This is a genomic window from Dietzia sp. B32 (assembly GCF_024732245.1).
GTDB lineage: Bacteria > Actinomycetota > Actinomycetes > Mycobacteriales > Mycobacteriaceae > Dietzia.
The window spans coordinates 1,749,450-1,776,405 of the sequence record NZ_CP093845.1 but is presented as its reverse complement, the minus strand read 5'-3'; the positions used below and the strand labels follow the sequence as shown (position 1 = coordinate 1,776,405).

Annotated in this window: 24 protein-coding genes; 14 read left to right on the top strand and 10 right to left on the bottom strand. The window is 70.8% G+C overall.

Annotated elements, in window-relative coordinates:
• The first annotated feature begins 11 nt into the window (after positions 1 to 11).
• Positions 12 to 1,472, top strand: coding sequence for an MDR family MFS transporter (locus tag L8M95_RS08450; RefSeq protein WP_260489032.1), 1,461 nt, complete (start codon positions 12 to 14; stop codon positions 1,470 to 1,472).
• A 96-nt stretch (positions 1,473 to 1,568) separates the two neighbouring features.
• Here the strand turns inward: L8M95_RS08450 and L8M95_RS08445 are convergent, their stop codons facing one another.
• The 7 genes from L8M95_RS08445 to L8M95_RS08415 all read right to left on the bottom strand — a co-directional run bounded on the left by L8M95_RS08445 (position 1,569) and on the right by L8M95_RS08415 (position 9,380).
• A complete protein-coding gene (locus tag L8M95_RS08445; protein ID WP_260489031.1) occupies positions 1,569 to 2,231 on the bottom strand; it encodes a response regulator transcription factor in 663 nt (220 codons plus the stop codon).
• Between the two features lie 99 nt (positions 2,232 to 2,330).
• On the bottom strand, positions 2,331 to 3,908 hold the full coding sequence (locus L8M95_RS08440) for a histidine kinase dimerization/phospho-acceptor domain-containing protein (RefSeq protein WP_260489030.1): 1,578 nt from the start codon (positions 3,906 to 3,908) through the stop codon (positions 2,331 to 2,333).
• On the bottom strand, positions 3,905 to 4,849 hold the full coding sequence (locus tag L8M95_RS08435; protein WP_260489029.1) for a hypothetical protein: 945 nt from the start codon (positions 4,847 to 4,849) through the stop codon (positions 3,905 to 3,907). The genes L8M95_RS08440 and L8M95_RS08435 overlap by 4 nt, the downstream gene beginning before the upstream one ends.
• Positions 4,850 to 5,008: 159 nt before the next feature.
• Complete coding sequence (locus tag L8M95_RS08430) at positions 5,009 to 6,835, bottom strand: phosphoenolpyruvate carboxykinase (GTP) (RefSeq protein WP_260489028.1); 1,827 nt, start codon at positions 6,833 to 6,835, stop codon at positions 5,009 to 5,011.
• Positions 6,836 to 6,973: 138 nt separating this feature from the next.
• Positions 6,974 to 7,387, bottom strand: a complete 414-nt coding sequence (locus L8M95_RS08425; RefSeq protein WP_260489027.1) for a DUF6802 family protein — start codon at positions 7,385 to 7,387, stop codon at positions 6,974 to 6,976.
• Positions 7,384 to 8,670, bottom strand: coding sequence for a hypothetical protein (locus tag L8M95_RS08420; protein WP_260489026.1), 1,287 nt, complete (start codon positions 8,668 to 8,670; stop codon positions 7,384 to 7,386). The genes L8M95_RS08425 and L8M95_RS08420 overlap by 4 nt, the downstream gene beginning before the upstream one ends.
• A complete protein-coding gene (locus L8M95_RS08415; RefSeq protein WP_260489025.1) occupies positions 8,667 to 9,380 on the bottom strand; it encodes a hypothetical protein in 714 nt (237 codons plus the stop codon). Before L8M95_RS08415 ends, L8M95_RS08420 begins: the two co-directional genes overlap by 4 nt.
• A gap of 146 nt (positions 9,381 to 9,526) precedes the next feature.
• On the opposite strand from L8M95_RS08415, the gene trmB reads away from it, so the two are divergent.
• From trmB to L8M95_RS08390, 5 genes are all read left to right on the top strand, one after another.
• On the top strand, positions 9,527 to 10,339 hold the full coding sequence (trmB, locus tag L8M95_RS08410; RefSeq protein WP_260489024.1) for a tRNA (guanosine(46)-N7)-methyltransferase TrmB: 813 nt from the start codon (positions 9,527 to 9,529) through the stop codon (positions 10,337 to 10,339).
• 48 nt (positions 10,340 to 10,387) lie between these two features.
• On the top strand, positions 10,388 to 11,062 hold the full coding sequence (locus tag L8M95_RS08405; RefSeq protein WP_396119687.1) for an NYN domain-containing protein: 675 nt from the start codon (positions 10,388 to 10,390) through the stop codon (positions 11,060 to 11,062).
• 10 nt (positions 11,063 to 11,072) lie between these two features.
• Complete coding sequence (locus L8M95_RS08400) at positions 11,073 to 13,556, top strand: MMPL family transporter (RefSeq protein WP_260489023.1); 2,484 nt, start codon at positions 11,073 to 11,075, stop codon at positions 13,554 to 13,556.
• 64 nt (positions 13,557 to 13,620) lie between these two features.
• Positions 13,621 to 14,958 (top strand): YbhN family protein, encoded by a 1,338-nt coding sequence (locus L8M95_RS08395; protein ID WP_260489022.1) that lies wholly within the window; start codon positions 13,621 to 13,623, stop codon positions 14,956 to 14,958.
• Positions 14,959 to 14,962: 4 nt separating this feature from the next.
• Positions 14,963 to 15,334, top strand: coding sequence for a DUF3054 domain-containing protein (locus tag L8M95_RS08390; RefSeq protein WP_260489021.1), 372 nt, complete (start codon positions 14,963 to 14,965; stop codon positions 15,332 to 15,334).
• 44 nt (positions 15,335 to 15,378) lie between these two features.
• On the opposite strand, the gene L8M95_RS17515 is transcribed toward L8M95_RS08390, so the two are convergent.
• The gene (locus L8M95_RS17515) at positions 15,379 to 16,398 is read right to left on the bottom strand and encodes a glycoside hydrolase family 25 protein (protein ID WP_312027453.1); all 1,020 of its coding nucleotides are present in this window, start codon (positions 16,396 to 16,398) and stop codon (positions 15,379 to 15,381) included.
• A gap of 222 nt (positions 16,399 to 16,620) precedes the next feature.
• On the opposite strand from L8M95_RS17515, the gene L8M95_RS08380 reads away from it, so the two are divergent.
• The gene (locus tag L8M95_RS08380; RefSeq protein ID WP_260489020.1) at positions 16,621 to 16,893 is read left to right on the top strand and encodes a hypothetical protein; all 273 of its coding nucleotides are present in this window, start codon (positions 16,621 to 16,623) and stop codon (positions 16,891 to 16,893) included.
• Between the two features lie 80 nt (positions 16,894 to 16,973).
• Here L8M95_RS08380 and L8M95_RS08375 read toward each other — a convergent pair whose 3' ends face one another.
• Entirely contained in the window at positions 16,974 to 17,663 is a 690-nt protein-coding gene (locus L8M95_RS08375; RefSeq protein ID WP_260489019.1) for a pentapeptide repeat-containing protein, read from the bottom strand.
• A 140-nt stretch (positions 17,664 to 17,803) separates the two neighbouring features.
• Here L8M95_RS08375 and L8M95_RS08370 point away from each other — a divergent pair, with 140 nt between their 5' ends.
• The 3 genes from L8M95_RS08370 (at position 17,804) to L8M95_RS08360 (ending at position 21,321) form a co-directional block, all read left to right on the top strand.
• Positions 17,804 to 18,316: a DUF4395 domain-containing protein gene (locus L8M95_RS08370; RefSeq protein WP_260489018.1), complete on the top strand. Its 513-nt coding sequence runs from the start codon at positions 17,804 to 17,806 to the stop codon at positions 18,314 to 18,316.
• A gap of 316 nt (positions 18,317 to 18,632) precedes the next feature.
• A complete protein-coding gene (locus L8M95_RS08365; protein ID WP_260489017.1) occupies positions 18,633 to 19,235 on the top strand; it encodes a hypothetical protein in 603 nt (200 codons plus the stop codon).
• Positions 19,236 to 19,302: 67 nt separating this feature from the next.
• Positions 19,303 to 21,321: a M13 family metallopeptidase gene (locus L8M95_RS08360; protein WP_260489016.1), complete on the top strand. Its 2,019-nt coding sequence runs from the start codon at positions 19,303 to 19,305 to the stop codon at positions 21,319 to 21,321.
• Positions 21,322 to 21,327: 6 nt separating this feature from the next.
• Here the strand turns inward: L8M95_RS08360 and L8M95_RS08355 are convergent, their stop codons facing one another.
• A complete protein-coding gene (locus tag L8M95_RS08355; protein ID WP_260489015.1) occupies positions 21,328 to 22,023 on the bottom strand; it encodes a Crp/Fnr family transcriptional regulator in 696 nt (231 codons plus the stop codon).
• Between the two features lie 222 nt (positions 22,024 to 22,245).
• Here L8M95_RS08355 and ctaD point away from each other — a divergent pair, with 222 nt between their 5' ends.
• The 4 genes from ctaD (at position 22,246) to L8M95_RS08335 (ending at position 26,953) form a co-directional block, all read left to right on the top strand.
• Positions 22,246 to 23,913 (top strand): cytochrome c oxidase subunit I, encoded by a 1,668-nt coding sequence (gene ctaD / locus L8M95_RS08350; protein WP_396119772.1) that lies wholly within the window; start codon positions 22,246 to 22,248, stop codon positions 23,911 to 23,913.
• Between the two features lie 63 nt (positions 23,914 to 23,976).
• Positions 23,977 to 25,053, top strand: coding sequence for a diacylglycerol kinase (locus L8M95_RS08345; RefSeq protein WP_260489013.1), 1,077 nt, complete (start codon positions 23,977 to 23,979; stop codon positions 25,051 to 25,053).
• Positions 25,050 to 26,021: a triacylglycerol lipase gene (locus tag L8M95_RS08340; RefSeq protein ID WP_260489012.1), complete on the top strand. Its 972-nt coding sequence runs from the start codon at positions 25,050 to 25,052 to the stop codon at positions 26,019 to 26,021. Before L8M95_RS08345 ends, L8M95_RS08340 begins: the two co-directional genes overlap by 4 nt.
• Positions 26,018 to 26,953: a triacylglycerol lipase gene (locus L8M95_RS08335; protein ID WP_260489011.1), complete on the top strand. Its 936-nt coding sequence runs from the start codon at positions 26,018 to 26,020 to the stop codon at positions 26,951 to 26,953. The genes L8M95_RS08340 and L8M95_RS08335 overlap by 4 nt, the downstream gene beginning before the upstream one ends.
• Positions 26,954 to 26,956: the final 3 nt, after the last annotated feature.

The window sequence follows — 26,956 nt, the reverse complement described above, 5'->3', positions numbered from 1 at the left end:
ATGATTCGCCGATGACGACTATCGCCGAGGGCGACGCCGCTCCGCCAGCCCCGCCGACCTCCGCCCCGCCGACCCTGCCCCGACGACAGCTCACCGGGATCATCGGGTCGCTCGCCCTGGGCGCGTTCCTGATGATCCTCAACGAGACGGTCCTGACGGTGGCGTTGCCGTCGATCATGGCCGACTACGGGATCTCCGCCGCGACCGGACAGTGGCTCACCACCGGGTTCCTGCTCACGATGGCCGTGGTGATCCCCACCACTGGCTTCCTGCTCCAGCGCTTCGGGATACGCGCCCTGTTCATCGCCGCTCTGGTCAGCTTCCTGGTGGGCACCGTGCTCGCGATCGTCGCCCCGGTCTTCGGCGTCCTGCTGGCCGCCCGTGTCCTGCAGGCCGTCGGCACCGCGATCCTCATGCCGCTGCTCATGAACACCACCCTGACCTTGGTCCCGCTGCAGCACCGGGGCACGGTCATGGGCCTGAACTCCATCGTGATCGCGGTCGGCCCGGCCATCGGCCCTACCGTGTCCGGCATTGTCGTCAACACGGCGTCCTGGCACTGGATCTTCGTCGGCATGACCCCTCTGGCCGTGCTCATCCTCGTCCTGGGCATCGTCTTCATCAAGATCCCCACCGCCACGCGCAGGGCGCCCCTCGACGTGCCCTCCGTGGCCCTGTCGGTCCTCGCGTTCGGCGGGCTCGTCTATTCGGTCTCGATCTTCGGGGACGTGCTCAGCGAGCCCCTGCTGCCGCTGGCCAGCGCCGCAGTGGGTCTCGTGGCGCTCGCGCTGTTCATCTCCCGGCAGATCGGGCTGGCCCGCACCGGGGGCGAACTGCTCGACCCGGCCCCGTTCAGGAACCGCACCTTCTCGGTGAGCGTCGTCATGATCATGATCGCCATGGGCACCCTGCTCGGCACGGTGGTCATCCTGCCGATCCTCCTCCAGAACGGGAGCGGCCTGAGCGCGCTGACCATCGGACTCATGCTGCTGCCCGGTGGCCTCGTGCAGGTCGCTGTGGGCCCGGTCTTCGGACGGGTCTTCGACCGCCACGGCCCGCGGCCGGTGCTCATCCCGGGCGCCCTCCTGCTGGCCCTGGGGCAGTGGTTGTTCACCACGATCGACCCGGAGACGGCGCTCGGGTTGATGGTCGTCTTCCACACGATCTTCTGCACGGGCCTCGCCATGCTCATGACGGGCCTGCTCTCCGCGGCGTTGAGCGATGTCCCCCGGGAGCTCTACGGCCACGGCTCGGCGATCTTCAACACGGCCCAGCAACTCGGCGGCGCGATCGGCACCACGATCTTCGTCACCGTCATGAGCACGGTCGCCCTGGGGCGGACCGACGACGGGGCGCGGCTGGTCGACGGGCTGTTCGGCGGGGCGCGCACCGCGTTCCTCGCGGGCGGGATCCTCGCGACGGTCGCGGTCGTCTGCTCGCTGTTCGTCAAGGCCGCCCCGCAGCGAGACTGACCACACCCGCCGGCCCACCAGCCACGAGAAGACCCCCGGCCGCGGCCGGGGGTCTTCTCGTGCCGGACGGGCCGGCGCCGGGCCGACCGGCCGGGGTCACTCCACGCGGTAGCCGACGCCGCGGACGGTCTGCACCTTGTTCTCGCCGATCTTGCGGCGCAGCGAACGGATGTAGACGTTGACGATGTTGGAGCCCGGGTCGAAGTCCATGCCCCAGACGCTCTCGAGCAGCTGCTCGCGGCTGATGGTCTCGCCCTTGTTCCGAAGCAGCATCTCCAGCAGCGAGTACTCGCGGTTGGTCAGCTCCTGGATGCGGCCGTCCACCTCGACACGGCGGGTGCGGATGTCCAGACGCATCCCGGCGTGCTCGAGAATGCCCGGGTCCTCGGTCGCCTCGTGCTCACGCAGCCGGAGGCGGATGCGGGCGAGCAGCTCGGGAACGCGGAAGGGCTTGACCATGTAGTCGTTGGCGCCGGAGTCCAACCCCTCGACGGTGTTCGCGACGCTGTCCCGGGCCGTTAGGATGATGACGGGTGCGTCGAACCCGCGGTCGCGGGCCTCGCGCAGGAGGGTCAGCCCGTCCGTGTCCGGCAAGCCGATGTCGAGCAGCATCAGGTCGATGTCGGAGATGGTCGACAGGATCGCCCGGGCGCTCTCCCCGTCCACCGCCTCGAGCGCGGTGTACTCCGCGCCGCCGAGTGCTTTCACCAACACCGAGCGGATGAGGTCATCATCCTCCACGACGAGAACATTCGTCATGCATCCTCCTTCTCCGACCCCGGAGTATTCCACGCGGGGAGACCAGTTGGTCGCTGCAAGGGACCGTGTTGGCCCTTTCGGGGACGGACCGGGTCCGGCTCAGGACTTCCCGTGGTCGGCCGGATGCGACCCGCGGTCGTCCGTGACGCCGCGGGAGCGCTTCTCGGGTGGCGGCGCGATGAAGGGGACGACGATGCAGAACGCCGCGCCCCCACCCTCGGCGTTGAACGCGAACGCACGGCCCCCGTGGGCCTTGGCGATGGTGGAGACGATGGCAAGTCCCAGGCCGGTCCCTCCGCGGCCGTCGCGTAGTTGCCCACGGGCGGTGTGGAACCGTTGGAAGATGCTCTCCTCCTCCCCCTGAGGAATGCCGGCGCCGTGATCGCGGACCCACCACAGCAGGCGACGGCGGTAGTCCTCCCGCTTGGGGGCCGGGGAGACAGGACCCGCCGCGAACCCGTCCGGCACGGTGGGGTCCCCCGGCTCGATGATGCGGCACCCGATCTCGATGGTGTCGCCGGACTCCGTGAAGCGGACCGCGTTGGAGCAGAACTGCATGAGGGCCTGGGTGATCCGGTGTTGGTCCAACCGGGCCACCCCCTCGGCGTAGGGGAGCACCCGCCAGTCGCGGTCGGCGACCACCTCGATCTTCGCCTCCACGTCCAGAACGAGTTCGGCGACATCGGTGGGGACGGTCTGGAGGAAGTCGGGCCGGTCGGCCCGGGCGAGGGTGAGCAGGTCCTCCACGATGCGGGTCATCCGCGACAGCTCGTCCTGCATGAGGCGGGTGGCCTCGGCGCGCCCCTCGGGATCGTCGGGCATGAGGTCGAGGTTGCCCTGCACGACGGTCAGCGGGGTGCGCAGTTCGTGTCCGGCGTCGTCGAGGAACTCCCGCTGGGTCCGGTAGGCCTCCTCGACGCGTTGGAGCATGGCGTTGACGGTGTCGGCGAGGGAGACGATCTCGTCCGGACCGTCGGAGGGGACCCGCCTCGACAGGTCCGCGGCGGAGATCGTCTCCGCCGCCTCGCGGATGCGGCGCACCGGGACGAGCATCCGTCCGGCGATCCACCAGGCCAACACCGCGCTGACGACCATGCCGCCGGCGCTGGCCCAGCGCATGTAGAAGACCACTCGCCGGGTCTCCTCATGGGTGCCCCGGTCGTTGACGGCCACGACGATGTTGGCCAGTCCCGCGGGGCTCTCGACGGTGGTCTTGCGCCACCGGACCGAGTCGTCGAGGATTCCCGAACTCTCGGTGGCCCCCAGTCCGATCTTCTGGATCTGGGACCTCATCGCCGGCGGGAAGAGCTGGTCCTCGTCGGGCCCGTAGCGGGAGAGCGTGAACTGGGTCCCCGACTCGTTGGCGGTCCCGACCAGTAGTAGTTCTGACGACGGATACTGCTGGGCCAGGTATGCGCGGATGAGTTGCTCGACGGTGGGGTTCTCCGATTCGAACGACGGCAGGATCCCCGCCGACATGAAGGTGGAGAAGTCGGCGGCCTCGCGGTTGAGCCTGGAATCCATGACTCGTTCGGTGCTGAGATTGAGCAACTGGAAGGTGAACACCATCATCGCGGCGAACACCGCGGCCGTGATGAGGGTGATGCCGAGGGTGATGCGCAGTCGTGCGGAGTGCCACCAACGGATCGGGGCCGCCGTCCGGATCGAGGCGTTCACCTCTGTGCCGGGCGGGCGTCGGCAGTCCCCGCGGGGGCGGTATCGCCCGTGGCGGGCGCGTCCGCCGCCGCGGTGGTCTCGGCGGGGGGCCCCGCATCGGGCGTCGTCGTCGTGCGTCCGCCCGGGACGGGAACTTCCGTGAGGGGCAGTCCGCGCGCCGGGGCGGCGGCGGGAGTGTCGAGCCCCCCGCGGGCGGCATGGGGCGACCCACCCGGCCCACCGGCGTGCGGGGGCCGACCCGTCTCGCCGGCGTGCGGGGGCCGACCCGTCTCGCCGGCATGCGGGGGCGGGCCCGTCTCGCCGGCATGCGGGGGCGGGCCCGTCTCGCCGGCATGCGGTGGGGGACCACCCGGCGGGCTGCCGGCTCCCGGCGGGCTGGGGGCCTGCACCGGAGGACGGCCGATGCCGGGTGTCGGCGTGGCGGGATCGCCGCCGGGCACGTCGTTTCCGGGGCGGTCGTCCCGGTCGCTCCCGGAGTCGGAGCGGGGATCGACGACGACCGGCTGGTCGCCGCGCCCGGAACCGGGTTGCGTCGGGGCGCCGTGGGGTGCATGGACATGGGGTGCGTGGACATCGCCCGGGGCCGATCCGGTCCGCGCTCCGCCGGTGCCCGCGGGCCCGCCGGGCGCGGGAAGCGGCGCCAGGCTCACGGACGGTGCCGTGAGCTGCGCCAGGTACGAGGGGATCGGCGCCGGGACGGGCACGGTGTCCATGCCGTCGATGACCGTGAGATAGGGCTTGGCTCCGTCGATGGCGGTGCCCCCGCCACCCTCGCGGACCAGGGGAGCCTCATCCGTCGCCTCGCCGGTCACCCCGGCGGTGGCGGTCTGCCCGACCGGAGAGGTCGGCGGATCGGAGAGTCCGTAACCCACCACGGTGGCCGCCGCGACCCCGCTCGCCGCGATCGGGAGCGCGATGAGGCCGATCACGCTGGCTCTCATGCCCCTCCTTCCGGGCGGAAACGCTGTGGCCCGCACAGCGAGTAACTGTGACATCAACAAGGGCCGTAGTACAGGGCTTTGCCCAGATTCTAGAGGCGGACGGGCCACACCAGGAAATGGTGTGGCCCGTCCGCGAGGGTTTCGCTGCAGGTGGAGGCGTCAGCCCAGCCGCTCCTTGAGGGCGGCGAACTGCTCGTGGACCTCGGTCGGCACCTTGGGGCCGCAGAACTCGAGCCACTCGGTGATGAGCGGCAGCTCCCGACGCCACTCCTCGGGATCCACGGCCAGGGCGGCCTCGAGATCCTCGAGCGGGGTGTCGAGGCCGGTCATGTCGATGTCGGCCGCACGGGCGGTGAGGCCGGCGGCGGTCTCCTCGCCCTCGACGCGACCCTCGATACGATCCACGACCCACTTGAGGACACGGCTGTTCTCGCCGAAGCCCGGCCACAGGAAGCGGCCGTCCGCGCCCTTACGGAACCAGTTGACCAGGAAGATCTTGGGCATCTTGTCGCCACCGCGGGCGCCCATGTCGACCCAGTGCTGGAAGTAGTCGCCGACGTTGTAGCCGACGAACGGCAGCATGGCCATCGGATCGCGGCGCACGGCCCCGACCTTGCCCTCGGCGGCGGCGGTCTGCCCGGAGGACAGGGTCGCGCCGATGTAGACGCCGTGGTTCCACGAGTACGCCTCGCTGACCAGCGGGACGGTGTCGGCCCGGCGGCCACCGAACAGGATCGCCGAGATCGGCACACCCTCGGGGGAGTTGAACTCGGGCGCGGTGACCGGGCACTGGTTGATCGGCACGCAGTAGCGCGAGTTGGGGTGCGCGGCGTTGCCGGCCTTCCCGTCGCCCTCGGGGGTCCAGTCGTTGCCCAGCCAGTCGATGAGGTGGTCCGGGGTGCCCTCGAGGTCCTCCCACCACACGTCACCGTCGTCGGTCAGCGCGACGTTGGTGTAGATCGCGTTGCCCGGCTCCAGGGTCTTCATGGCGTTGGGGTTGGACGAGTAGTTGGTGCCGGGGGCCACGCCGAAGAAGCCGTACTCCGGGTTGACCGCGTACAGCCGACCGTCGGCTCCGAAGCGCATCCACGCGATGTCGTCGCCCACGACCTCGGCGCGCCAGCCCTCGATGGTCGGCTGCAGCATCGCCAGGTTGGTCTTGCCGCAGGCGGACGGGAAGGCGGCGGCGATGAAGTGCACCTCGTCGGTGGGCGAGATGAGCTTGAGGATGAGCATGTGCTCGGCCATCCAGCCCTCGTCGCGGGCCATGGCGGAGGCGATGCGCAGCGCGAAGCACTTCTTGCCCAGCAGGGCGTTACCGCCGTACCCGGAGCCGTAGGACCAGATCTCCCGGGTCTCCGGGAAGTGGGTGATGTACTTCTCCTCGTTGCACGGCCAGGGCACGTCCTGCTCGCCCTCGGCGAGCGGCGCGCCCACGGAGTGCAGTCCCTTGACGTACTCGCCGTCCGTGCCGATCTTGGCCAGGGCCGCAGCGCCCATGCGGGTCATGATCTTCATCGAGACCACGACGTACGCCGAGTCGGTCAGCTCGATGCCGAGCTTGGGATCCTCCGCCTCGAGCGGGCCCATGCAGTACGGCACGACGTACATCGTGCGACCACGCATGCTGCCGCGGAACAGGTCGGTCATCTGGGCGCGCATCTCGGCCGGGTCGCGCCAGTTGTTGGTCGGGCCGGCACCCTCCTCGGTCTCCGAGCAGATGAAGGTCCGCGACTCGACGCGGGCGACGTCCTTCGGGTCGGACTGGGCCAGGAAGGAGTTGGGCTTCTTCTGCTCGTTGAGCTTGACGAAGGTCCCGGCCTCCACCATCTCGGAGGTGAGGCGATCCCATTCCGCATCGGAGCCGTCGGCGAACACGACCCGGTCCGGCTGGGTGAGCTCGGCGACCTCGGCGATCCACGCGAGCATCTCCGCGTGATCGGTTGGTGCCTGCCCCTCGAGGCCGGGAATGGTGGTGGTGGTCATCACAGCTCCTCGCGCGTGGTGCATGGTGTTAGTCACAGAGTATCGTCAAGCGTTATCGGGTGCCGACTCCCAGCCCCCTTTGCACACCCAGAGGTGAGGAAACCCTCAGGTCGCCGGTGGGGTGTCGTGTGCCGCACCTCAGATGTGGCCGTGGTCGATGCGCTCCCAGCGGGCGGGAGCGGCGGCACCGCCGGTCGTGTCGTCACGGGCCTCGTTGGTGAACCCCCCGAAGGGCACTCCCTCCGTCGGGTTCGCCAGCCGCCACGAGTCATAGCTGCCGTCGAACCGCACGGTCGAGACGTGGTCGACGGTGCCGTCCCCATCAGCGTCCGTGTAGACGGTCAGACCCCGGTCGTCGCCGAGCGTCACCGCCTCCATGAAGCCGTCGCCGTCGAGGTCGGCCTCGGGGGAGCCGAGGTCGAGGACATCCTCCCCCACGGGCACGTGCAGGCCCAGGGACGAGGGCTCGGCCAGCTGAGCGTCCTGGAGTCCGCACACGTCGGGCGCCGGGTGGTGGTCGAAGGGGTCCGCGCCGAACAACGGATCGGTCATGAGGGGCTCCCTGTGGTGGGCACGGTCGGTGGGGGCGGAGTCGCTACGACCCGGCCGGCCCGGGCGGCGCGGATGCGCCGTTCGAGATCGGCCACCCGGGGGCCGGGGTCGTGGACGAACCCGTCGGTGATGGTCGCCTCGGCGGCGAGGATCCTCGAGCCGAGGGACTGCTCGGCCTCGGACCTCAGGGCCGCGAGCCGGTCCGCCACCGCCGCGATGGAATGGGTGCGCAGCGCCTGCGTCCGGCGGACCGTGACGGTGATCCATCCCAGCACCAGCCCGCACAACAGCGCGAGCGGGACGACCACGGCCGCGAGCCCGGGGATCTCGGCGAGCGGGGACAGCAGCATGCGCCCCACCCCGGTCCCGCCGGCGGCGCCCATCACCATGACGAGCAGTTCCTCCCCGGTGTTCCGGGGCGGGCGGCCCGGGGCGATGCCGCTGGTGGGGACGGGCATGCGGGGGCCAGCCGGTGCGGCGGAGCCGAGGTGCCGGGCGACGAGGGCCTCGGCCCGCCGATCCGCGCGGGCAAAGGCCCCCGCCACCGCGGCGTCGGCGTCGGCGGCCAGCTGGAGGACCAGGTCGTCGACACGGGCGCGGGGCGCGGCCGCGAGTTCCTCGCGGGCCCGCCCGCCGAGGTCGCGCACCGACCGGTGCAGATCCTGGACGACGTGCATCCGCAACGCCTGCACGTCCTGACGCAGGGCCTGGGAGCGAGTGGTGATGGCCTCCGTGCGGCGGGCGAGGAGCCAGTCGACGGTCGCCACGCCCGGGTCGGCCGCAGGCCCGGCGTCGGGCACGGCGCGCGCCGGTCGGGGGCGGCGCACGGCGGAGATCAGGTCGGCGAGCAGAGCGGCGGGGGCGCCGGGCCGGCCGTCGACGACGACGTGGACCGGTGCGGTCACGCCCGCGTCCGCCAGGCGCCGGGTGGTGACGTCGACCGTCTCCGCCAGGACCTCGGCGCCGCACTGGTCGGCTCGCCCGGCCAGGGCGACGGCCATCGGCAGGCGGGCGGCCACGCCGCGGGCGACCTCGACGTCGTCGGGACGTACCGGGCACACGGCGTCGACGACGAGGACCGCGGCGTCGGGACGGTCCTCGGGTGCGGCGTCGACGAGCACGCGGAGACGGGGTCCGTCCCCGCCGGCGGGGGACGCGGTGGAGAGCGCCCGCGCGACGGCGGGTGCGGCGGAGTCCCGCGCTCCCAGGACCGCGATCGTCAGCCCGCGGGACGGGGGATCGCCGGCGGGGACGTCACGGGGCGGGGCTGTCGCGGCGGTCACGACGGATCCGGTCCGGTGAGCGCACACAGGGCGGCCTCGGCGAGGTCTCCCACCTCGTCGTGGACCGCGAGTCGCTCCAGCTCCGCCTCGAGACGGGCCACGCGGACGGTCGCCAGGGTCTCCAGGGCGCGGTCGACGAAGGACACGACGCGATCGACCGACCGGTGCTCGGGCTCCCGCGCGTCCACGGCGGGCAGCCCACGGGCCCACCGTGGCGGGGCCTCGTCGTCGTCACGGTCGTCGTCACGGTCGTGGCCGCGGTCGCCGCCGTCGCCGTCGCCGACGCCCGTCGCCACCACCAGCAGGGCGTGGCGGCGCGGGCGCCGCGTCCACGCCTCCTCATGACGGCAGGGGGCGGTGCGCAGGCACAGGATCTCCACGTCGGGCGCGGCGGCGGCCGGGGCGCCGGGCGCGGCGAGCACGTCCAGGTCGTCGATCTGCGCGCGCCACCCGCGACGCGCCCGCAGCGCGGCGGCGAGGGTGCGCCGCCCCGATCCGAGTCCGCCACGGATGCGGATGTCGACGGGAGCGTCGAATCGCGCCAGTGCGGCCTCCACCGGGCCGCACCCGTCCGGGTCGATCGCGGTGTCGGTCGACCTCGCGGACCGTTCCCACGCGGAACCGACCAGGCGCCGGACCCGCGCGGCGGGATCCGGTCTCTCGGGGCGCACCGGGCCCCGGGGCTCGGTGTCACGCGTCACGGTCGGCACGCGATCATCGTGACGCGGTGCCCTGCCCGCGGCAAGACCTTCCCCCAGGCAGGGTCACCCGCGCGGCGCTGTGGGCGGCCCCGTGGGGAGGACGGGCGCGCCGATCGGATTCGTAACCCGACCACGGATTACGGGATGATGGCCCGGTGAACCAGAGCGAGAACCCCGCCCCGGCGGCCGACGGGACCCCTGACGACGGTGCGACTCCTGACGGCGGTGCGACTCCTGACGGCAGTGCGACCCCTGACGACGGTGCGACCCCCGACGACAGCGCCCGCCTGTTCCCCCGGGTGACGGCCTACCGGTTCCGGCGCGGAACACTGCGGCCGGGGCAGCAGCGCAACTGGGAGGAGCACTGGCCGACCTACGGGCGCAACGTCTCCGACGAGATCGTGGACCCGGGGAAGATGTTCGGCCGCACGGCTCCACTGATCGTGGAGATCGGGTCCGGGACCGGGACCTCGACCGCCGCGATGGCCGCCGCCGAGCCGGACGTCGACGTGATCGCCGTGGAGGTCTACCAGCCGGGACTGGCCCAGCTGCTGGGGATGATCCTGCGCGAGGGGCTCGAGAACGTCCGCATGATCCGCGGTGACGGCGTGGACGTGCTCACCAACATGATCGCGCCGGCGAGCCTGACGGGGGTCCGCGTGTTCTTCCCCGATCCCTGGCCCAAGGCCCGCCACCACAAGCGGCGGCTGTTGCAGTCCGGGACTTTCGAGCTCATCGCCTCGCGTCTGGCGCCGGGCGGCGTGCTCCACGTGGCCACCGACCATGCCGACTACGCCGAGTGGATCGGCGAGACCGGCGACGCCGAGCCGGCGCTGAGACGGCTGGACCCCGCGACCGACCTCGGGCACGTACCGTTCAGTCTGGACAGACCCGTGACGAAGTTCGAGGGCAAGGGGCTGCAGGAGGAGCGAGTGATCAACGAATTCCACTGGCGTCGTCAGAACTGACGCCCCTTTCTTTCCAGCCCCCCGACGACGACAACCGAGGCGGACGCGATGACCCCCCCAGATGAGATGCGCAACCACGACACGGCGGACGTGGTCACGCCCGACGCCCCGGGGGTGGTGCTCCTGGTGTGGGACGCGCCCAACGTGGACATGGGGCTGGGCTCCATCCTCGGTGGCCGACCCACCGCGGTGTACCGCCCGCGGTTCGACGCGCTCGGCCGCTGGCTCCTCGGGTACACCGCGGACCTGTCCCTGCAGACCGAGGACACCCTCGAGGCCGAGGCGACGGTCTTCACCAACATCGTCCAGGGCACCTCGGACAACGTCCGACCGTGGGTCGAGGCACTGCGCAACGTCGGCTTCGCCGTGTTCGCCAAGCCCAAGACCAGCGACGACTCCGATGTCGACGAGGACATGCTGCAGCACATCGACCTGCGCGCCGCCTCCGGGCGACTCGCGGGTGTGGTGGTGGCCTCGGCCGACGGCCAGGCGTTCCGCGAGCCGCTGGAGGACCTGGCCCGCGACATCCCGGTCTCGGTGATCGGGTTCCGTGAGCACGCCACCTGGGCCGTCCAGCACGACACCATCACGTTCCTCGACCTCGAGGACATCCCCGGTGTGTTCCGCGAGCCGCTGCCCCGGGTCAGCCTCGAGAACCTGCCCGACGAGGGCGCCTGGCTGCAGCCGCTGCGGCCGCTCACGGCCCTGCTCACCTCGCGCTAGGAGTTCCCCGGTGTTCAACTCACTCGGGCGGTTCGTCGCCCACCGCCGCGTGCTGGTCCTGGTGTGCTCGGTTCTGGTCATGGCGTTCATCAGCCTCGCCGGAACCGCGTTCGGCAACCCGTTCGGTCAGGGTGGCTTCGAGGACCCCGAGAGCGGGTGGGCGACCGCCGAACAACTCGAGCAGGAGGCATACGGACGCGACGCGCTCGGCGACGTCGTGGTGTCGTACCACGCCCCCGAGGGCACCTCGGTCGACGATCCGGCCTTCCAGGACCCGATCCGCGAGTCGCTCGAGTCGATCCGCACCGAGTTCCCGGACCAGGTCACCGGCGTCACCAGCTTCGTGTTCAACCAGTCCCCGGCCCTGGTCAACCGGGACGAGGGCATCGCCGTGGCCTCCATCCAGATCGCCGGCGAGGACGAGGAGATCCTCGAGAACTTCCGGGTGATCGAGGACCGGATCGCCCTCGACGGCATCCAGACCGACGTCGCGGGCGTCCAGGCCGTCGCCGGAGCCCTGCAGGACGGTATGGACGCGGACCTCGTGCGCGCCGAGCTCATCGCGCTCCCGCTGGTGTTCCTCCTGCTCATCGTGGTGTTCGGCGGAGTCGTGGCCGCGTTCCTGCCGGTCGCGGTGGGGGTCCTGACCATTCTCGGCTCGCTCGGGGCACTGCACCTGCTGTCACTGGTCACGCCCGTGAACTCCTTCGCGCAGAACGTGGTGACGCTGATCGGCCTGGGTCTGGCGATCGACTACGGGCTCTTCGTCGTGAGCCGGTTCCGGGAGGAGATGGCCGAGGGCTACCCACCGGACGCCGCCGTGCGCCGGGCGGTGGCGACCGCGGGACGGACCGTGGTGTTCTCGGCCGTCATGGTGGGCGTGACCCTGTCCGGCCTGCTCATCTTCCCGCAGGCCTTCCTCAAGTCCGTCGCCTACGGCGCGATCGCCGCGGTGGTCCTCGCCGCCGTGCTGTCGGTGACCCTCCTGCCGGCGGTGCTGATGCTGCTCGGTCGCCGGGTCGACATGCTCGGCATCGCTCGCCTCCAGCGTCACCGCTCCCGCGAGCAGGTCGAGAACGGACTGTTCGGCCGCGTCGCCGACTTCTCCATGAAGCGACCGGTGGCCGTGGCCATCCCGGTCGTCGTGGTGCTGGTCGCGCTCATCATCCCGTTCTCCGGCGTGAAGTTCGGCGGCATCAACGAGACCTACCTCCCGCCGGACAACACCACGCGCGTCGCGCAGGAGCAGTACGACGAGAACTTCCCCGGCACCCGCACCGACCCGGTCAAGCTCGTGGTGATCGGCTCCGATGGCGGCACCCTGTCGCAGATCCGCTCGGCGGCCAACGAGGCGCCGGGTCTGACCGGCCCGTTCCAGTTCGCCCGCTCGGGTGAGCAGGACGCACAGGGACGCGACGTGGTGGTGCTGCAGACCGGCGTGATCGACCGGAACGCGGCCGCCGACACCGTCGACTACCTGCAGTCGTTCCCGATCCCCGACGGCACCGAGGTCTACGTCGGCGGTAACCCGGCCATGGAGCGCGATTCCGTCGACGCCCTGGTCGACGGCCTGCCGTGGTTCGTGCTCTACGTCCTGCTGGCCACCACGATCCTGATGTTCCTGGCGTTCGGGTCACTGGTGCTGCCGATCAAGGCCGCGATCATGAACCTGCTCGGCCTGGGCGCCACCCTCGGCATCCTCACCTGGATCTTCGTCGACGGGCACCTGTCCGGGCTGCTCGGCTTCACGCCCGGCCCGCTCACCTCCCCGGTCGTGGTGCTGCTCATGGCGATCATCTACGGGCTGTCCACCGACTACGAGGTCTTCCTGGTCTCGCGGATGGTGGAGGCCCGTTCGCGCGGCGCCCGCACGGCGGAGGCGATCCGCAGCGGCGTCGCCAACACGGGCCGGATCATCACCTCGGCCGCGCTCATCCTCATCGTGGTGACCGGCGCGTTCGCGTTCTCCGAGATCGTGATGATGAAATACATCGCGTTCGGCATGATCGCGGCGCTCATCATCGACGCCACCGTCATCCGCATGCTGCTCGTGCCGGCGGTGATGCAGATGCTCGGCACGGATAACTGGTGGGCGCCGAAGTGGATGAAGCGCGTCCAGGAGCGGATCGGCCTGGGCGAGGCGGAGATCGATGACGAGCCCGAGCTGATCACCGGCCGACCCGCCACCACCGGCACGGCCGAACCGGCACGGGCCGAGGTCCACGGAACGTCGCCGCTGTCCGCGGGGTCCGCGCAGGCCGGGGCCGACGGACCCGCCACCGCGATCGGTGTGCTCGAACGCGAGCCGGACGCTGGGTTCGAGCCGGACGCTGACGTCGAGCCGGACGCTGACGTCGAACCGGAGTCGGAGTTCGAGCCGGTCTACGACACCGAGTACGACGAGGAGCCCGACCCGGCCGACGAGGGCAGGATCCCCGCCTCGGAGCTGATCGCCCGCCTGATGCGGGAACGTCAGCAGGGACGCGACGCGTGACGCCCGCCCGGCCCCCTCGGTGTGGGGCCTGGGCGGGGTCCGGTGCTCTGGTTATGGTGAGTCGATGACGGGGACGCGGGGCGCTGCGACGCGGCGTCGAATCCGGATGGTCCTGGGCAACCCGTGGTTCAAGGCCATCGCGACCCTGGCTGTCCTCGGTTTGGTCCTCTACTGGCTCCGGGGCCAGATGCCGTTCTTCGCCGAGGGGTTCGAGGCCGTCACCAGCCCGCACTGGGGCTGGGTCGCCGCCGCGCTCGTGTTCGCCTATCTGTCGATGTCGAGCTACGGCTCGGTGCAGAAGCTGCTGTTGCAGTCCGCGGGCGTCGACGTGGGGTATTGGGCGAGCGTCGGGCTGATCTTCTCCGCCAACGCGTTCTCCACGAGCATTCCCGGCGGGCAGGTCTTCGGCACCACCCTGACCTACCGCAAGACCCGGCAGTGGGGCGCGACGCGCGTCGTCGCCTCGTGGCAGCTGGTCATCTCCGGGGTGCTGTCGACCGTCGGCATCGTGCTGCTGGCGTTGCTCGGCTTCTTCCTGGTGGGCTCGGTGTCCAACCCGTTCCTGCTGGTGCTCTCCGCGCTGGGCCTGGTGGGGATCGTCGTGGTGGTCCAGTGGGCCGCCCGCAACCCGGACCGGATCGAGGGGTCGCTGCTGTCGATCCTCGAATGGCTCAACGCCCGCCGCCGCAAGCCCGCCGACCACGGTGCCGCCGCGGTGCGCAAGGTCGTGGAACAGGCCGAGGCCGTCGACCTGACCAAGACCCAGCTGTCCAAGGCCTTCGCCTTCTCGCTGCTCAACTGGGTCGCCGACATCGGCTGCCTGTGGGCGGCGGCCAACGCGGTCGGGGCCCAGCACAGCATCGGCGGCCTGTGCATCGCCTACGTGACCGGCAAGATCGTGGCCAGCGCGCCCATCACGCCCGGTGGGCTCGGCACCGTGGAGTTCGCGCTCATCACAACCCTGACCGCGGGCGGGCTCGGCGCGCATCAGGCGTTCGCGACGGTGTTCGTCTACCGCATCGCCAGCTTCGTGCTGGTCGCCCTGGCCGGCTGGGTGGTCTTCTTCCTCTTCTACCGGGGTGCCGTGGACGTCGACCCCGATGCGGACCCGGCCGAGGACGAGGATCCGGGGGAGAAGACCTCGTCGTCGTCGCCCTCGTCGTCCCCCTCGGCGGCGTATCCCGCGGCGCCGCGTGAGACCGTCGCGGCGGCCCCGCCGGCCGGGCTCTCGGCGATGTGGCCGCTCAGGGGCACGCCGTGGCGCCCCCACGTGCCCCACGACTCAGGCCCCATCCCACTGTTGCGCGTGCGTGAGGACGGCGTCGTGGACGACGAGGCGGGCGACGCCTCCTGCTCGGTCAGCAACGGCGACAGCGATCCACGCGATGAGAAGGAGCGGTGAGCCCGTGGCCCTACCGGTGATGGTCCTGGTCGACGCGGTGCTGGTGGTGGTGTTCTCGACCTTCGGCCGGGGAGCGCACTCCGAGGGGCTCGGCGCGGCGCAGGTGTGGGGCACGGCGTGGCCGTTCCTCATCGGGCTGGCCGTGGGGTGGCTGATCCTGCTGGCGACCCGCCGTGCTCCGGCGGCCACGGGGTCGGGCGTGCTGCTGTGGCTGTCGACGCTCGTGGTGGGCATGGTCATCCGCGGGCTGGGCGACGGGCGCGTGCCGCACTGGAGCTTCATCATCGTGGCGGGCGTCGTTACCGCCGTGTTCCTCATCGGGTGGCGCGCGGTCCGGGCCGCGGTGCTGCGGCGACGCGGGGCCGCACCGCGCTAGCGGAGCCCGGGTGGCGAGCCGTCCGGGCGAGCGTCAGGCGAGGGTCAGCGCATCCCCGGCGGCAGTTGTGCCACGACCTCGCGGGGCACCTCGATGGTGTCCGGGAGCCGCACCCCGTCCGGGGTCGGCAGGTCGCGCGGGACCGCGACGGTGAACGGCTCGACGGGCACGGGCACCTCCGGCGGGATCCCGGCGGGCGCCTCGACGATCGGGCCGTCGGCGATCGGCGCGGGAGCAGGCTCGGGAACGGGCTCCGGCGCGGGTGCGGGTGCGGGTGCGGGTTCGACCGGACCCAGCCACGCGTCCAGGTCGGCGCGGGTGCCGGCGAAGACGTTGAGGTCCACGGCGTCGGTGAAACCGGGCACCTCCCCGGTCTCGGAGCGCTGCCAGAACAGCCACTCGTTCCAGCCGCCGATCACGGGCCGCGTGGGCTCGGAGACGCCGTACTCGGCGAGCCACAGCGGGTACTCGGCGAAGCGGGGCGTGTTGGCCATCCTGTCGATCCAGAAGTAGCGGTAGGTGTAGATGATCGGTGCGCGCCCGGTGCGGTGGCCGAGCGTGTCGAGGAAGACCTGCGTCCACTCCGCCAACCGCGCGGGATCGAGTCCCTCGTCCACCTCGAGGTCGAGGACGGGTGGGAGCTGGGGGCCGCCGACCGACTGCAGGCGATCGGCGAACGCGTGGGCCTGCTGCGCGGGGTCCATGCCGGGGCGCGCCTTGTGATAGCTGCCGATGAGCATGCCGGCGGCGCGGGCATCGGCGACATCGGACTCGTAGTACCTGTTGGCCGGCCCGGTGCCCTCGGTGGCCTTGATGAACGCGAAGGACTGGCCGGACGCCGCCGCCGCGTGCCAGTCGACCGCGGCACCGTGCGGGTGCTGCCAACTCGCCGCGTCCACGCCCTGTGCGAGCCCGTGATAGGCGGGCGCCAGGGGGACGCCGGCGTCGGCGCGGGGAGAGATGACGACGACGAGGAGGCCGAGTGCCAGAGCGGCTGCAGAGGCCACGGCGACGAGAAGTCGGGGGAGGAGAGCACGTCGGGCCAATGGTCCGGCAGAAGTCATGGGGTGAGTATGTGTCAGCCCCTCCAGTCACACAAGCAACTCACGCAACTTTTCTCACATCCGTCCAGGACCGGCCGGGGGAGAAGGCGAGGTGGGGGCCGCGGCGAGTGGTGTGGGTCACGGGTTCATCACAACCTGTAACACGCTGTCCCACGCGTGTGTTGACCTCTGTTTCTCACCTACTATTAAGGCAATCCCACCGACCAGTCGGGAGTGCCCCTCATGAACAACGCGATCGATCTGACCACCCCTCGATTCCGCCAGGACCTCGTCACCGAGGTCGACGGCCCGGACGACGACCCCTACCTGCAGGTGTCGGTTGCCGAGACCGTGATGCTCGACGAGGACGGCGCGGGGCGTGGGGTGCCCGAGCTGCGGGTGTGTACCGGGGTCGAGGGCATCACGCTCACCGATCGGGACCAGATCCTGCAACTCCAGGCCATCATCAACCGGGCCGTCAACCAGTGGCGCGAGTCCGCCTCGCACCTGGCCTGACGTTCACCGTTCCGACGAATCCCCGGCCCGTCGCCCGTCCGGCGGGGCCTGTCCGGGAGAGCCTGTCCGGGTGGGTCGCGCTACTCGACCCGGATCCCCGCCTCGCCGATCAGCGCCAGGCCGACGCCCAGCACCTGCTCGGGTGAGATGAGCGCGCCCCGCAGCGCCGACGCCCCACGGATGTCCTCGAGGTCGGCTCCCCGCAGGTCCGCGGCAGCCAGGCTGGCCCGGTCGAACGCGGCCCCGCGCAGATCGACGCCCTCGGTGGTGAGATCGGCGACGCGCGCTTCGAGTAGGTCCGCCTGCCTGCACCGGGTCGAGGCCAGGCGCACCCGCTGGAGGCGCGCCATCCGCAGATTGATCAGGTCGGCGTGGCAGTCCTCGAACGACACGTCGGTCAGGCGTGCATCGGACAGTACGACCCCCGTCAGCCGACAGCCCACGAATCTCACCCGGGTCAGGGAGGCGCCGTCGGCCACCATGCCGGAGAGGTCGCCGCCGCTCACGACCACATCGGTCAGGCGCAGGCCGTCGGCACGCGCACCGCTCAGGCGCAGGCCCTCGAGGACGGACTCCCGGATCTCCATCCCGCCGATCTGGGCTGCGCCCTCGTCCGGGCCGGGTGCGTGATCAACGGAGGCCAGCACGCCGTCCCAGACCCCGTCCGCCTCGAGCTCGGTGCGCGGCGGCCCGAGCTGCTCGCGCCTCGGGAGGGCGGGGGCGGCCGGCGGGCGGGGCGAGCTGGAACGGCGACGCAACGGTGGGGGCACGACATCCAGCCTAGGTCGGGTGCTCTGGCGGGGGTCATGGCCCGGCGCTCTGCGGTATCTGCGATCGCGCGGGTGGAGGAGTACTGTCGACCGAGTGGTAGACCGATCGGTCTATCGATGCATGTGTGAGGAGCGAGACTGTGAGTGTGCGAGAGGCCTTCGCCTTCCCCGAAATCGTCAACGACTACGCAGCACGGTGCACGGCCGCGCTCGTGGTGACGCTCGCGATCGTGACGATCATCGTCCCCGCGCCGGCCCAGACCTGGTTGGCCGGGGCGCTGGCGGTGGGCTTCGCGCTCCGCGTGGCGGGCGGCCCGCGGTACTCGCCGTTCGGCCGACTCTCGGTGCATGTGCTCGCACCCCGGGTGAGCGACGAGCCCAAGATGGTCGCCGGCGCACCCAAGCGCTTCGCGCAGATGATCGGCCTGGTGATGTCGTCGATCGCATTCGGGCTGTTCCTCGCCGGGTTCGGCGTGGCCGGCAGCGTCGTGCTCGGCGTGCTCGTCGCCGCCGCGCTCGCCGAGGCGGCGCTCGGATTCTGCCTGGGTTGCTGGATGTACGGGCAGCTCCAGCGGGTCGGCATCGTCTCGGAGGACGCGTGCGTGGATTGCGCGGACATCTGGGCACGGCCCGGGATGACCGCCCGGAACTGACGACCGCTCGCGCCCACGCTCGTCCCGACGCGCTGGTCGCGGCCCGTCGTCCCCGGTCAGCCCGTCGTCCCCGGTCAGCCGGGCCGCGGGTGGCAGCGCGCCAGCGCACCCGGCCAGAGGTGTGCTGTCTCGTCGGCTTGCGATCGCGGAATGGTCCAATCCCGCATCGCAACCCCTCCAAGATCGTGCACTGGCGCAGCGTGGGGCAGAGACGCAGCGTATCCGGGGCTGATTGTGTTGGCCGGCTGCCCCCTCTCCGGCTCGGCGGGCGTCGTCGTGGCCGCCGGCTGTCGTGGGACCGCGTTACTGTGGATTCATGAACACTCCCGCTGACGGCAACGCCTCCGACCGGCCCGACGACCCGTTCGGCGGCCGGGGCGACGATCAGTGGCCCGGCTACGGCTCGGGGTACGACTCGGGGTACGGCAACCCGTACGGCGGTAGCCCAGACGGCGGGCAGCAGTACGGCAGTCCGCAGTACGGAAACCCCCAGTACGGCGACCCGCAATACCGAAACCCTCAGTACGGCGACTCGCAGTACGGTGGCCAGTTCGACCCGGGCCACTACGGCGCGCAGCCGTTCTACGGGGCCGCGCAGGCCTACGGCGGGCAGCAACCGTTCGGGATGCAGCCCCACAACCCGCAGTACGGAGCGATGCAGCCCTACGGGCAGTTCCCGCCGGCAGCCCGCAAGGACCCGGCACTGATGCTGGTGGCGTCCCTCCTCGTGCCGGGCCTGGGGACGATGCTCAACGGGCAGGTCGGCAAGGGGATCGGCATCCTCGGCGGCTACTTCGTGGGGCTCGTACTGTCCGTGGTGCTGATCGGACTGCCGATCATGTTCGGGTTCTGGATCTGGGGGATGATCGACGCGTACCGGGGCGCCAAGGACCACAACGCCCGCCACGGCCTGCCCTGACCACGCGCGCCGCCTCGTCGTCGTCGTCCGGCCCGCCCGCCCCGCGACCATTCCGTAACCTGTTCACATGACAGCCACCGAGATCCCCACCACCGACGCCCCTCGTCCCTCGGGCCTCGACCTGCAGTACGTCGACCCGGACGTCCGACCCCAGGACGACCTCTACCAGCACGTCAACGGCACCTGGATCCGTGATCACGTGATCCCCGCCGACCGGCCGATCGACGGGGCGTTCCTCGCCCTGCGCGACCTGTCCGAGGAGCGGGTGCGAGACATCATCACCGACGCCCCGGTCGACTCGCGGATCGGCGCGTTCTACGCGTCCTTCATGGACACCGACGCCGTCGAGGCCGCGGGCGTGGCGGCGCTCGCCCCCGACCTGGCCGAGATCGACGGCGCGAGCGACGCCGACTCCCTCGCCCTGGCCATGGCGCGGCTGGAGAAGGTGGGCGTCGGCGGGCTGATCGGCGCCTACGTCAACAACGACGCCAAGAACTCGAGCGAGTACATCCTCTACCTGGTCCAGTACGGCATCGGGCTGCCCGACGAGTCCTTCTACCGCGAGGACCAGTACGCGGAGATGCGCGAGCAGTACACCGAGCACATCGCCCGGATGCTCGACCTCGCCGGACTGGTCGACGACGCGGACGGAGGGGCCGGGGCCCGGCAGACCGCCGAGCAGATCGTCGCGCTGGAGACCCGGATCGCCGCCGCGCACTGGGACGTCGTGGCCCGCCGCGACGCCGACAAGACCTACAACCCCGTCACCTGGGACGAGCTGCCGCAACTGGCGCCCGGCTTCCCGTGGCATGAGTGGGCCCGCGAGCTCGGCGGTACCGAGGAGACGTTCGGCCGGCTCGTCGCGATGCAGCCGGACTTCCTCACCGCTGTGGCCGGACTGTGGGCCACCGAACCACTAGAGACGTGGAAGCAGTGGCTGCGCTGGCGGACCGTCTCCTCCCGCGCGCCGTACCTGACCGCCGAGCTGGTGGACGAGAACTTCCGCTTCTACGGCACCGCCATGTCCGGCACCGAGGAGATCAAGGCCCGCTGGAAGCGTGGCGTCGGCGCGGTCGAGGCCGCCCTTGGCGAGGAGGTGGGCAAGGAATACGTCGCCCGACACTTCCCTCCCGGCCACAAGGCCCGCATGGTCGAGCTGGTCGAGAACCTCACCGCCGCCTACCGGTACTCCATCAGCGCGCTGCCGTGGATGACCCCGGCCACCCGCGAGCGCGCGCTCGCGAAGCTCGAGGCGTTCGTGCCCAAGATCGGCTACCCCGAGAAGTGGCGTGACTACTCGGCGCTAGAGGTCCGCGCCGACGATCTGGTAGGCAATGTCCGCCGCTCCGCCGAGTTCGAGCACGGTTACGAGCTGGGCAAGCTCGGAGGCCCGGTCGATCGCGACGAGTGGCACATGACCCCGCAGACGGTCAACGCGTACTACAACCCGGTGATGAACGAGATCGTCTTCCCGGCCGCCATCCTGCAGCCGCCGTTCTTCGACGCCGACGCGGACGACGCCGCGAACTACGGCGCGATCGGTGCCGTGATCGGGCACGAGATCGGTCACGGTTTCGACGATCAGGGATCGAAGTACGACGGCGACGGCAACCTGGTCGACTGGTGGACCGACGACGATCGCGCGGCGTTCGGAACCCGCGTGGAGGCGCTGATCGCACAGTACGAGGGCCTCACCCCGGATGGCCTGGACACTGCCAAGGACCACGTCAACGGGGCCTTCACGGTGGGGGAGAACATCGGTGACCTGGGCGGTCTCACGATCGCGCTGCTGGCCTACCGGCTGGCGCAGGGCGCCGACGGTGAGCCCGCCGACGGCGCCGACGTGGGCCCGGAGATCGACGGGATGACCGGCATCCAGCGGCTCATCACCTCGTGGGCGATCGTGTGGCGCACCAAGACCCGCGCCGAGGAGGCGGCCCGCCGGCTCGCCGTGGACCCGCACTCCCCGCCGGAGTTCCGCTGCAACCAGGTGGTGAAGAACCTCGAGGACTTCCACGCCGCCTTCGGTGTCACCGAGGGCGACGGGCTGTGGCTCGCCCCCGAGGAACGCGTCAGCATCTGGTGAATGTGCTCAGGCGCCGGAGAGCCGCCGGTGATCGAGGTCGAACTCCCGCCGCGCGACCCTCTCGACGGCCCGGGAGTCGATGAGGTCGTGCAGTCGACGGCTCAGCGTCTCCGGGGTCGTCCCCAGGTGCGTGGCGAGGTCGGACTGAGCCATCGGCAGGCGCACCCGGATCCTCCCGTCCGGGCGGGGCGACCCGGGCAACGACACGAGGTAGGTGGACAGTCGCGTGAGCACGTCCTCCGAGGCGAAGGACGCGAGGTGCTGTTCGCACTCGACCACCTTCCACGCCAGTTCGCGGGTGATCGAGTCGTTGAGCACCGGGCACGCGGCGGCAGCTGATCGGAGCGCGTCATGCGAGACGCTGGTCAATGTGGTGGCCTCCGCGGCGACGACGGTGTGACGGGCAGGGCAGCCCAGGGCGAACTCCACCAGTCCGAGATGGCTCCCGGGGCCGAGGACCCGAACGTGACGCTGGTGGCCGGACCGGTCCTCCCGGGCGAGGTGGAGGGCCCCGGCCGTGATCACCACCAGACGGCCCACGGGTTCCCCGGTGACCTGCACCACCGCACCCGGCCTCGCCGTACTCGTCCGCGACGAGGCGGCCAGGGCGGCCCCGCACCGGGCCGGCAGCGAGGCGAACAGGATCGAGCCCGCGAACAGTGCGGACCCGGCGAACCCGGAGTCGTGCTCGTGTGCGGTCATACCTCCAGTGTGGGCGCGCAGATCGTTCCCTGTGTCGTTCCTCACACAATGTTGACCTAGGTCAATGCGCTTTCGAGGGAGTCGCCCTAGTTTCAGGTGCACGAACGAACGGAGAGCGACATGTCGGAAGTTCTCGTACCGCCCACGCGCCTGGCCCACCAGCTCGACCACCCGCCGGGGGTCCCCACAGGTGGAGGTCGGCCGGGCGCGTTCGTGTGGAAGATGCTGACGACGACCGATCACAAGCTGATCGGCATCATGTACATCGTCACGTGCTTCGTGTTCTTCTTCGCCGGCGGGCTCATGGCGCTGCTCATCCGCGCTGAGCTCTTCCTTCCGGGGATGCAGTTCCTGTCGAATGAGCAGTACAACCAGCTGTTCACCATGCACGGCACCGTGATGCTGCTCTTCTATGCCACCCCCATCGTGATCGGCATCGGCAACTACGTGATGCCGCTCCAGATCGGCGCGCCCGACGTCGCGTTCCCGCGACTCAACGCGTTCGGCTTCTGGCTCTTCACGTTCGGCGCGACTGTGGCGCTTACCGGTTTCCTGACCCCCGGCGGCGCGGCCGCTTTCGGCTGGACCATGTACATGCCGCTGGCGGACAAGATCCATTCCCCGAACGTGGGCGCGGACCTGTGGATCCTCGGTGTCGGCATCGGCGGGATCGGCACCATCCTCGGTGCAGTCAACTTCGTCACCACCATCATCTGCCTTCGTGCGCCGGGTATGACCATGTTCCGGATGCCGATCTTCACCTGGAATGTGCTGATCACGTCGGTTCTGATCCTTCTGATCTTCCCGCTGCTCACCGCTGCGGCCATGGGGGTGTTCTACGACCGCACCTTCGGCGGGCGCATCTACGACCCCGGGAACGGGGGCGCCATCCTCTGGCAGCACCTGTTCTGGTTCTTCGGCCACCCCGAGGTGTACGTGGTGGCATTGCCGTTCTTCGGCATCGTCTCCGAGGTCTTTCCGGTCTTCGCGCGCAAGCCGCTGTTCGGCTACGCCGGACTTGTCTTCGCGACCCTGGCGATCGCGGCGCTGTCGATGGCGGTGTGGGCGCACCACATGTTCGCCACCGGTGCGGTCCTGCTGCCGTTCTTCTCGTTCATGTCCTATCTGATCGCGGTCCCGACCGGCGTGAAGTTCTTCAACTGGATCGGCACAATCTGGAAGGGCAAGATCACCTTCGAGACTCCGATGCTGTTCGCGCTCGGGTTCATGGTCACGTTCCTGTTCGGCGGGCTGACCGGCATCATGATGGCGTCGGCGCCGATCGACTTCCACATCCACGACTCGTATTTCATCGTGGCGCACTTCCACTACACGCTCTTCGGCACCATCGTGTTCGCCACCTTCGCCGGCGTGTACTTCTGGTTCCCCAAGATGACGGGCCGGATGTACGACGAGACACTGGGCAAGTGGCACTTCTGGCTGATGTTCATCGGCTTCCACACGACTTTTCTCGTCCAGCACTGGCTGGGCAACCAGGGCATGCCGCGCCGCTACGCCGACTACCTGGCAACGGACAATTTCACGGTCCTCAACCAGATCTCCACGGTCGGCTCGTTCATCCTCGGCATCGCGATGCTCCCGTTCATCTGGAACATCATCAAGAGCTGGCGCTACGGTCCGATTGTCACCGTCGACGACCCGTGGGGCGCGGGCAACTCCCTCGAGTGGGCGACCTCCTGCCCGCCGCCGCGCCACAACTTCGCGGTGTTGCCCCGGATCCGCTCCGAGCGCCCCGCGTTCGAGCTGCACTACCCACACATGAGCGAGCGGATGCGCGACGAGGCCCACGTCGGCGGCTTCCGACAGGCGCAGGACCCCGACGCGGCGAAGGATGTCGCCGACCGGGGGCCCTCTCCCCACAGGAGTTGACCGTAGGGCCGGTGTGTGGAAGCGGCAACCGCCGGGTCGGGGCGACGGATAGTGTCGGTGCCCATGACGATCCGGGTGGTGGAATGGTCGACGGGGTATCTGGGCCGGATGGCCGTCGAGGCGATCGATGCCCGGCCCGAGTTGGAGCTGGTGGGCGTCTTCGTCTCCGACCGGGCCAAGGTCGGCGTGGACGCCGGTCGGCTCGCCGGGATGGACCGCGACCTGGGTGTGCCCGCGACCGACGACCGGGCCGCGCTGCTCGCGCTGGAGCCGGACGTGGTGGTCTACACCGCTGAGACCGAGACCCGGTTCATGGAGGCGATCTCCGACTTCGACCGCTTCCTGCGCGCGGGCGTCAACGTGGTGGCCTCCGGCCCCGTCCTGCTCCAGTACCCGCACGGCACGCTGCCCGAGGAGATGATCTCCGAGCTGGTCGCCGCCGGGCGGGAGGGCGGCGCGACGCTGCATGTCAACGGCATCGACCCGGGCTTCGCCAACGACGTGCTCCCACTGGCCATGACGAGCCTGTCCCGGCGTATCGACCACATCCGTGTGGGCGAGATCGCGGACTATTCCGTGTACCACCAGGGCGAGACCATGCGGCGGCTGTTCGGCTTCGGCGGCCCCATGGACACGCTGCCTCCGCTCCTGCGGCCGGGGATGCTCGCGGCGGGGTGGGGATCGGTGATCCGCCAGCTCGCCGCCGCGCTCGACGTGACGCTGGACGAGCCGCTGGTAGAGCGTCACGAACGTCTGCCCGCGAACCGCGACCTGACCCTGCTGGCGTGTGAGGTCCCGGCGGGGACGCAGGCGGCGTTGCGGTTCGAGGTGGTGGGACAGGTCGACGGCGAGGACCGCATCGTCCTGGAACACGTCACCCGCACCGCGCCCGACCAGGCTCCCGACTGGCCCCGGCCCGACCACGGGGACGGTTGCTACCGCGTCGAGATCGCCGGCGAGCCCGCGATGCGGGTGGAGTTCGGCCACCACGCCGAGCACGGAGACCATAATGTCTCCGGCATGCTCATCACCGCGATGCGGCTGGTCAACGCGGTCGAGGCGGTCGTGGCGGCCGAGCCCGGACTGGTCTACGCGAAGGACCTGCCGATGATCACCGGGCGTGGCTTAATGAGCACATGAGAACCCTGCGGGCCGCCCTGGCCGTCACCGCCGCCGCGCTCCTCGCAGTGACGGGCGCGGGCGCCGCGAACGCCACCGACCCGTCGACGCGGGCGCCGCTGCCGGTGCCGTACTCGTTCTTCACCGGAGCGGTTCAGGCGCTCACCGCCCCGGGGTCGGAGCTACCCGGGGCCAACGACTGGTCGTGCCGCCCCACCGCCGACAAGCCGCGCCCGGTCGTGCTGGTCCACGGCACCTCCGGCTGTGCGGTCACCAACTGGGCCACCTACGGACCCCTGCTGCACAACGAGGGCTACTGCGTCTACACGCTCACCTACGGTGCGCTGCCCGGCCAGCCGTGGCCGGTGAGCATGCTGGGCGGCCTGTCGGACATCACGGAGGTCTCGGTGCCGCAGGTCGGCGAGTTCGTCGACCGTGTCCTCGCCTCGACCGGTGCCGAGCAGGTGGACCTCATCGGGCACTCGCAGGGGACGCTCGTCTCCGGCCTGGTGGCCAAGGTGGGCCGACCCGGCAAGGTGAACACCGTCGCCGCGATAGCCCCCCTGTGGCACGGCTCCCGCGGGACCGGGTCCGGGGCGATCGGCACCGCGCTGGCCAGCGGGGACCGCGGACGCGCGGTCGAGATCGCCCCGTCCCTCGGCCAGATGGCCGCAGGGTCGGAGACGCTCGAACTCCTGTGGGCGGGCGGCACCCCCTATGCACCGGGCGTGACCTACCTCAACCTCGTGACCCGGTACGACCAGCTGGTCCAGCCGTACACCTCCGGTGTCGTCGAGGGCCCGCAGGCCACCAACATCACCATCCAGGACGGGTGCGAGCAGAACCACGCCGAGCATCTGGCCATCGCCTCCGACGGCCGCACCGCCGACTTCATCCTGGGTGCGCTGGACCCCGCCGACCAGCGTGTACCGCGATGTGAGGCGGTGGCTCCCTACCTGGGACCGGTCCCCACGCTGCCGGGATCGTGATCCGGCCCGGGATCGCGGGTCTGCTCGCGGCTGCGGCCCTCGTCGTCGTCCCCGGTGTGGCGGCCCCCGCACCCACGCACGCGCAGGTGCCGTGGCGGTGGTGGGACGGCGCGGTGCACCAACTCACCCACAACCTGACCGACCCTCCGGGCATCAACCGCGATGACTGCCGGCCGACGGCGCACCACCCCGTGCCGGTGATCCTCGTGCACGGCACCGGCCTGAACGGCGGCAACTCGTGGGCCACCCTCGGTGCCGCACTGGCCGCGGAGGGGTACTGCGTGTGGGCCCCCACCGTGGGAGCGCCCCCCGGACCGGGTGGCGGACCCGGATCGGTGGGCGGGATCGACTCGCTCACCGGGGCCTCGGCACCGCAGCTCGCCGCCGAGATCGACCGCGTCCGCGCGATCACCGGGGCGTCTGACGTGGACCTGGTGGGGCACTCGCAGGGCGCGATAATCGCCTCCTACGTCGCCGCGACCACCCGGGGCGACGCCGTGCGGACCGTCGCCACGCTGGGCGCCGACCCCGCCCGGTCGGGAGACGGGCCGCCGGAGTTCGTCACCGACCTGCTCGGCGTGCTGTCTCCCGACACGGCGCAGCGGGATGCCGAGGCGACACTGGCGTGGCTGGGCGAGGAGGGCGTGCCCTTCGCGCGCGGCGTGCGGTACGTGGCGGTGTCCTCGGACTACGACGAGCTCACCGGGCCGGTCGTGGCGCCGGAGGTACCGGACTTCGTGGACCTGGACGTGGTGCGGCTCCAGGACGGGTGCGAGGTCGATCGATCGGGGCACCTGACGGTGCTGGCCTCACCGCGGGCGGTGGACCTGGTGGTCGACGCCCTGGGCGGGCCGCGCGGTGCTGCGTCTGCTCCGCGGTGCGTGGTCGCGGATCAGCTGCTGGGCGTGCTCGCGCCCGTGCCGCCGCGCTGACCC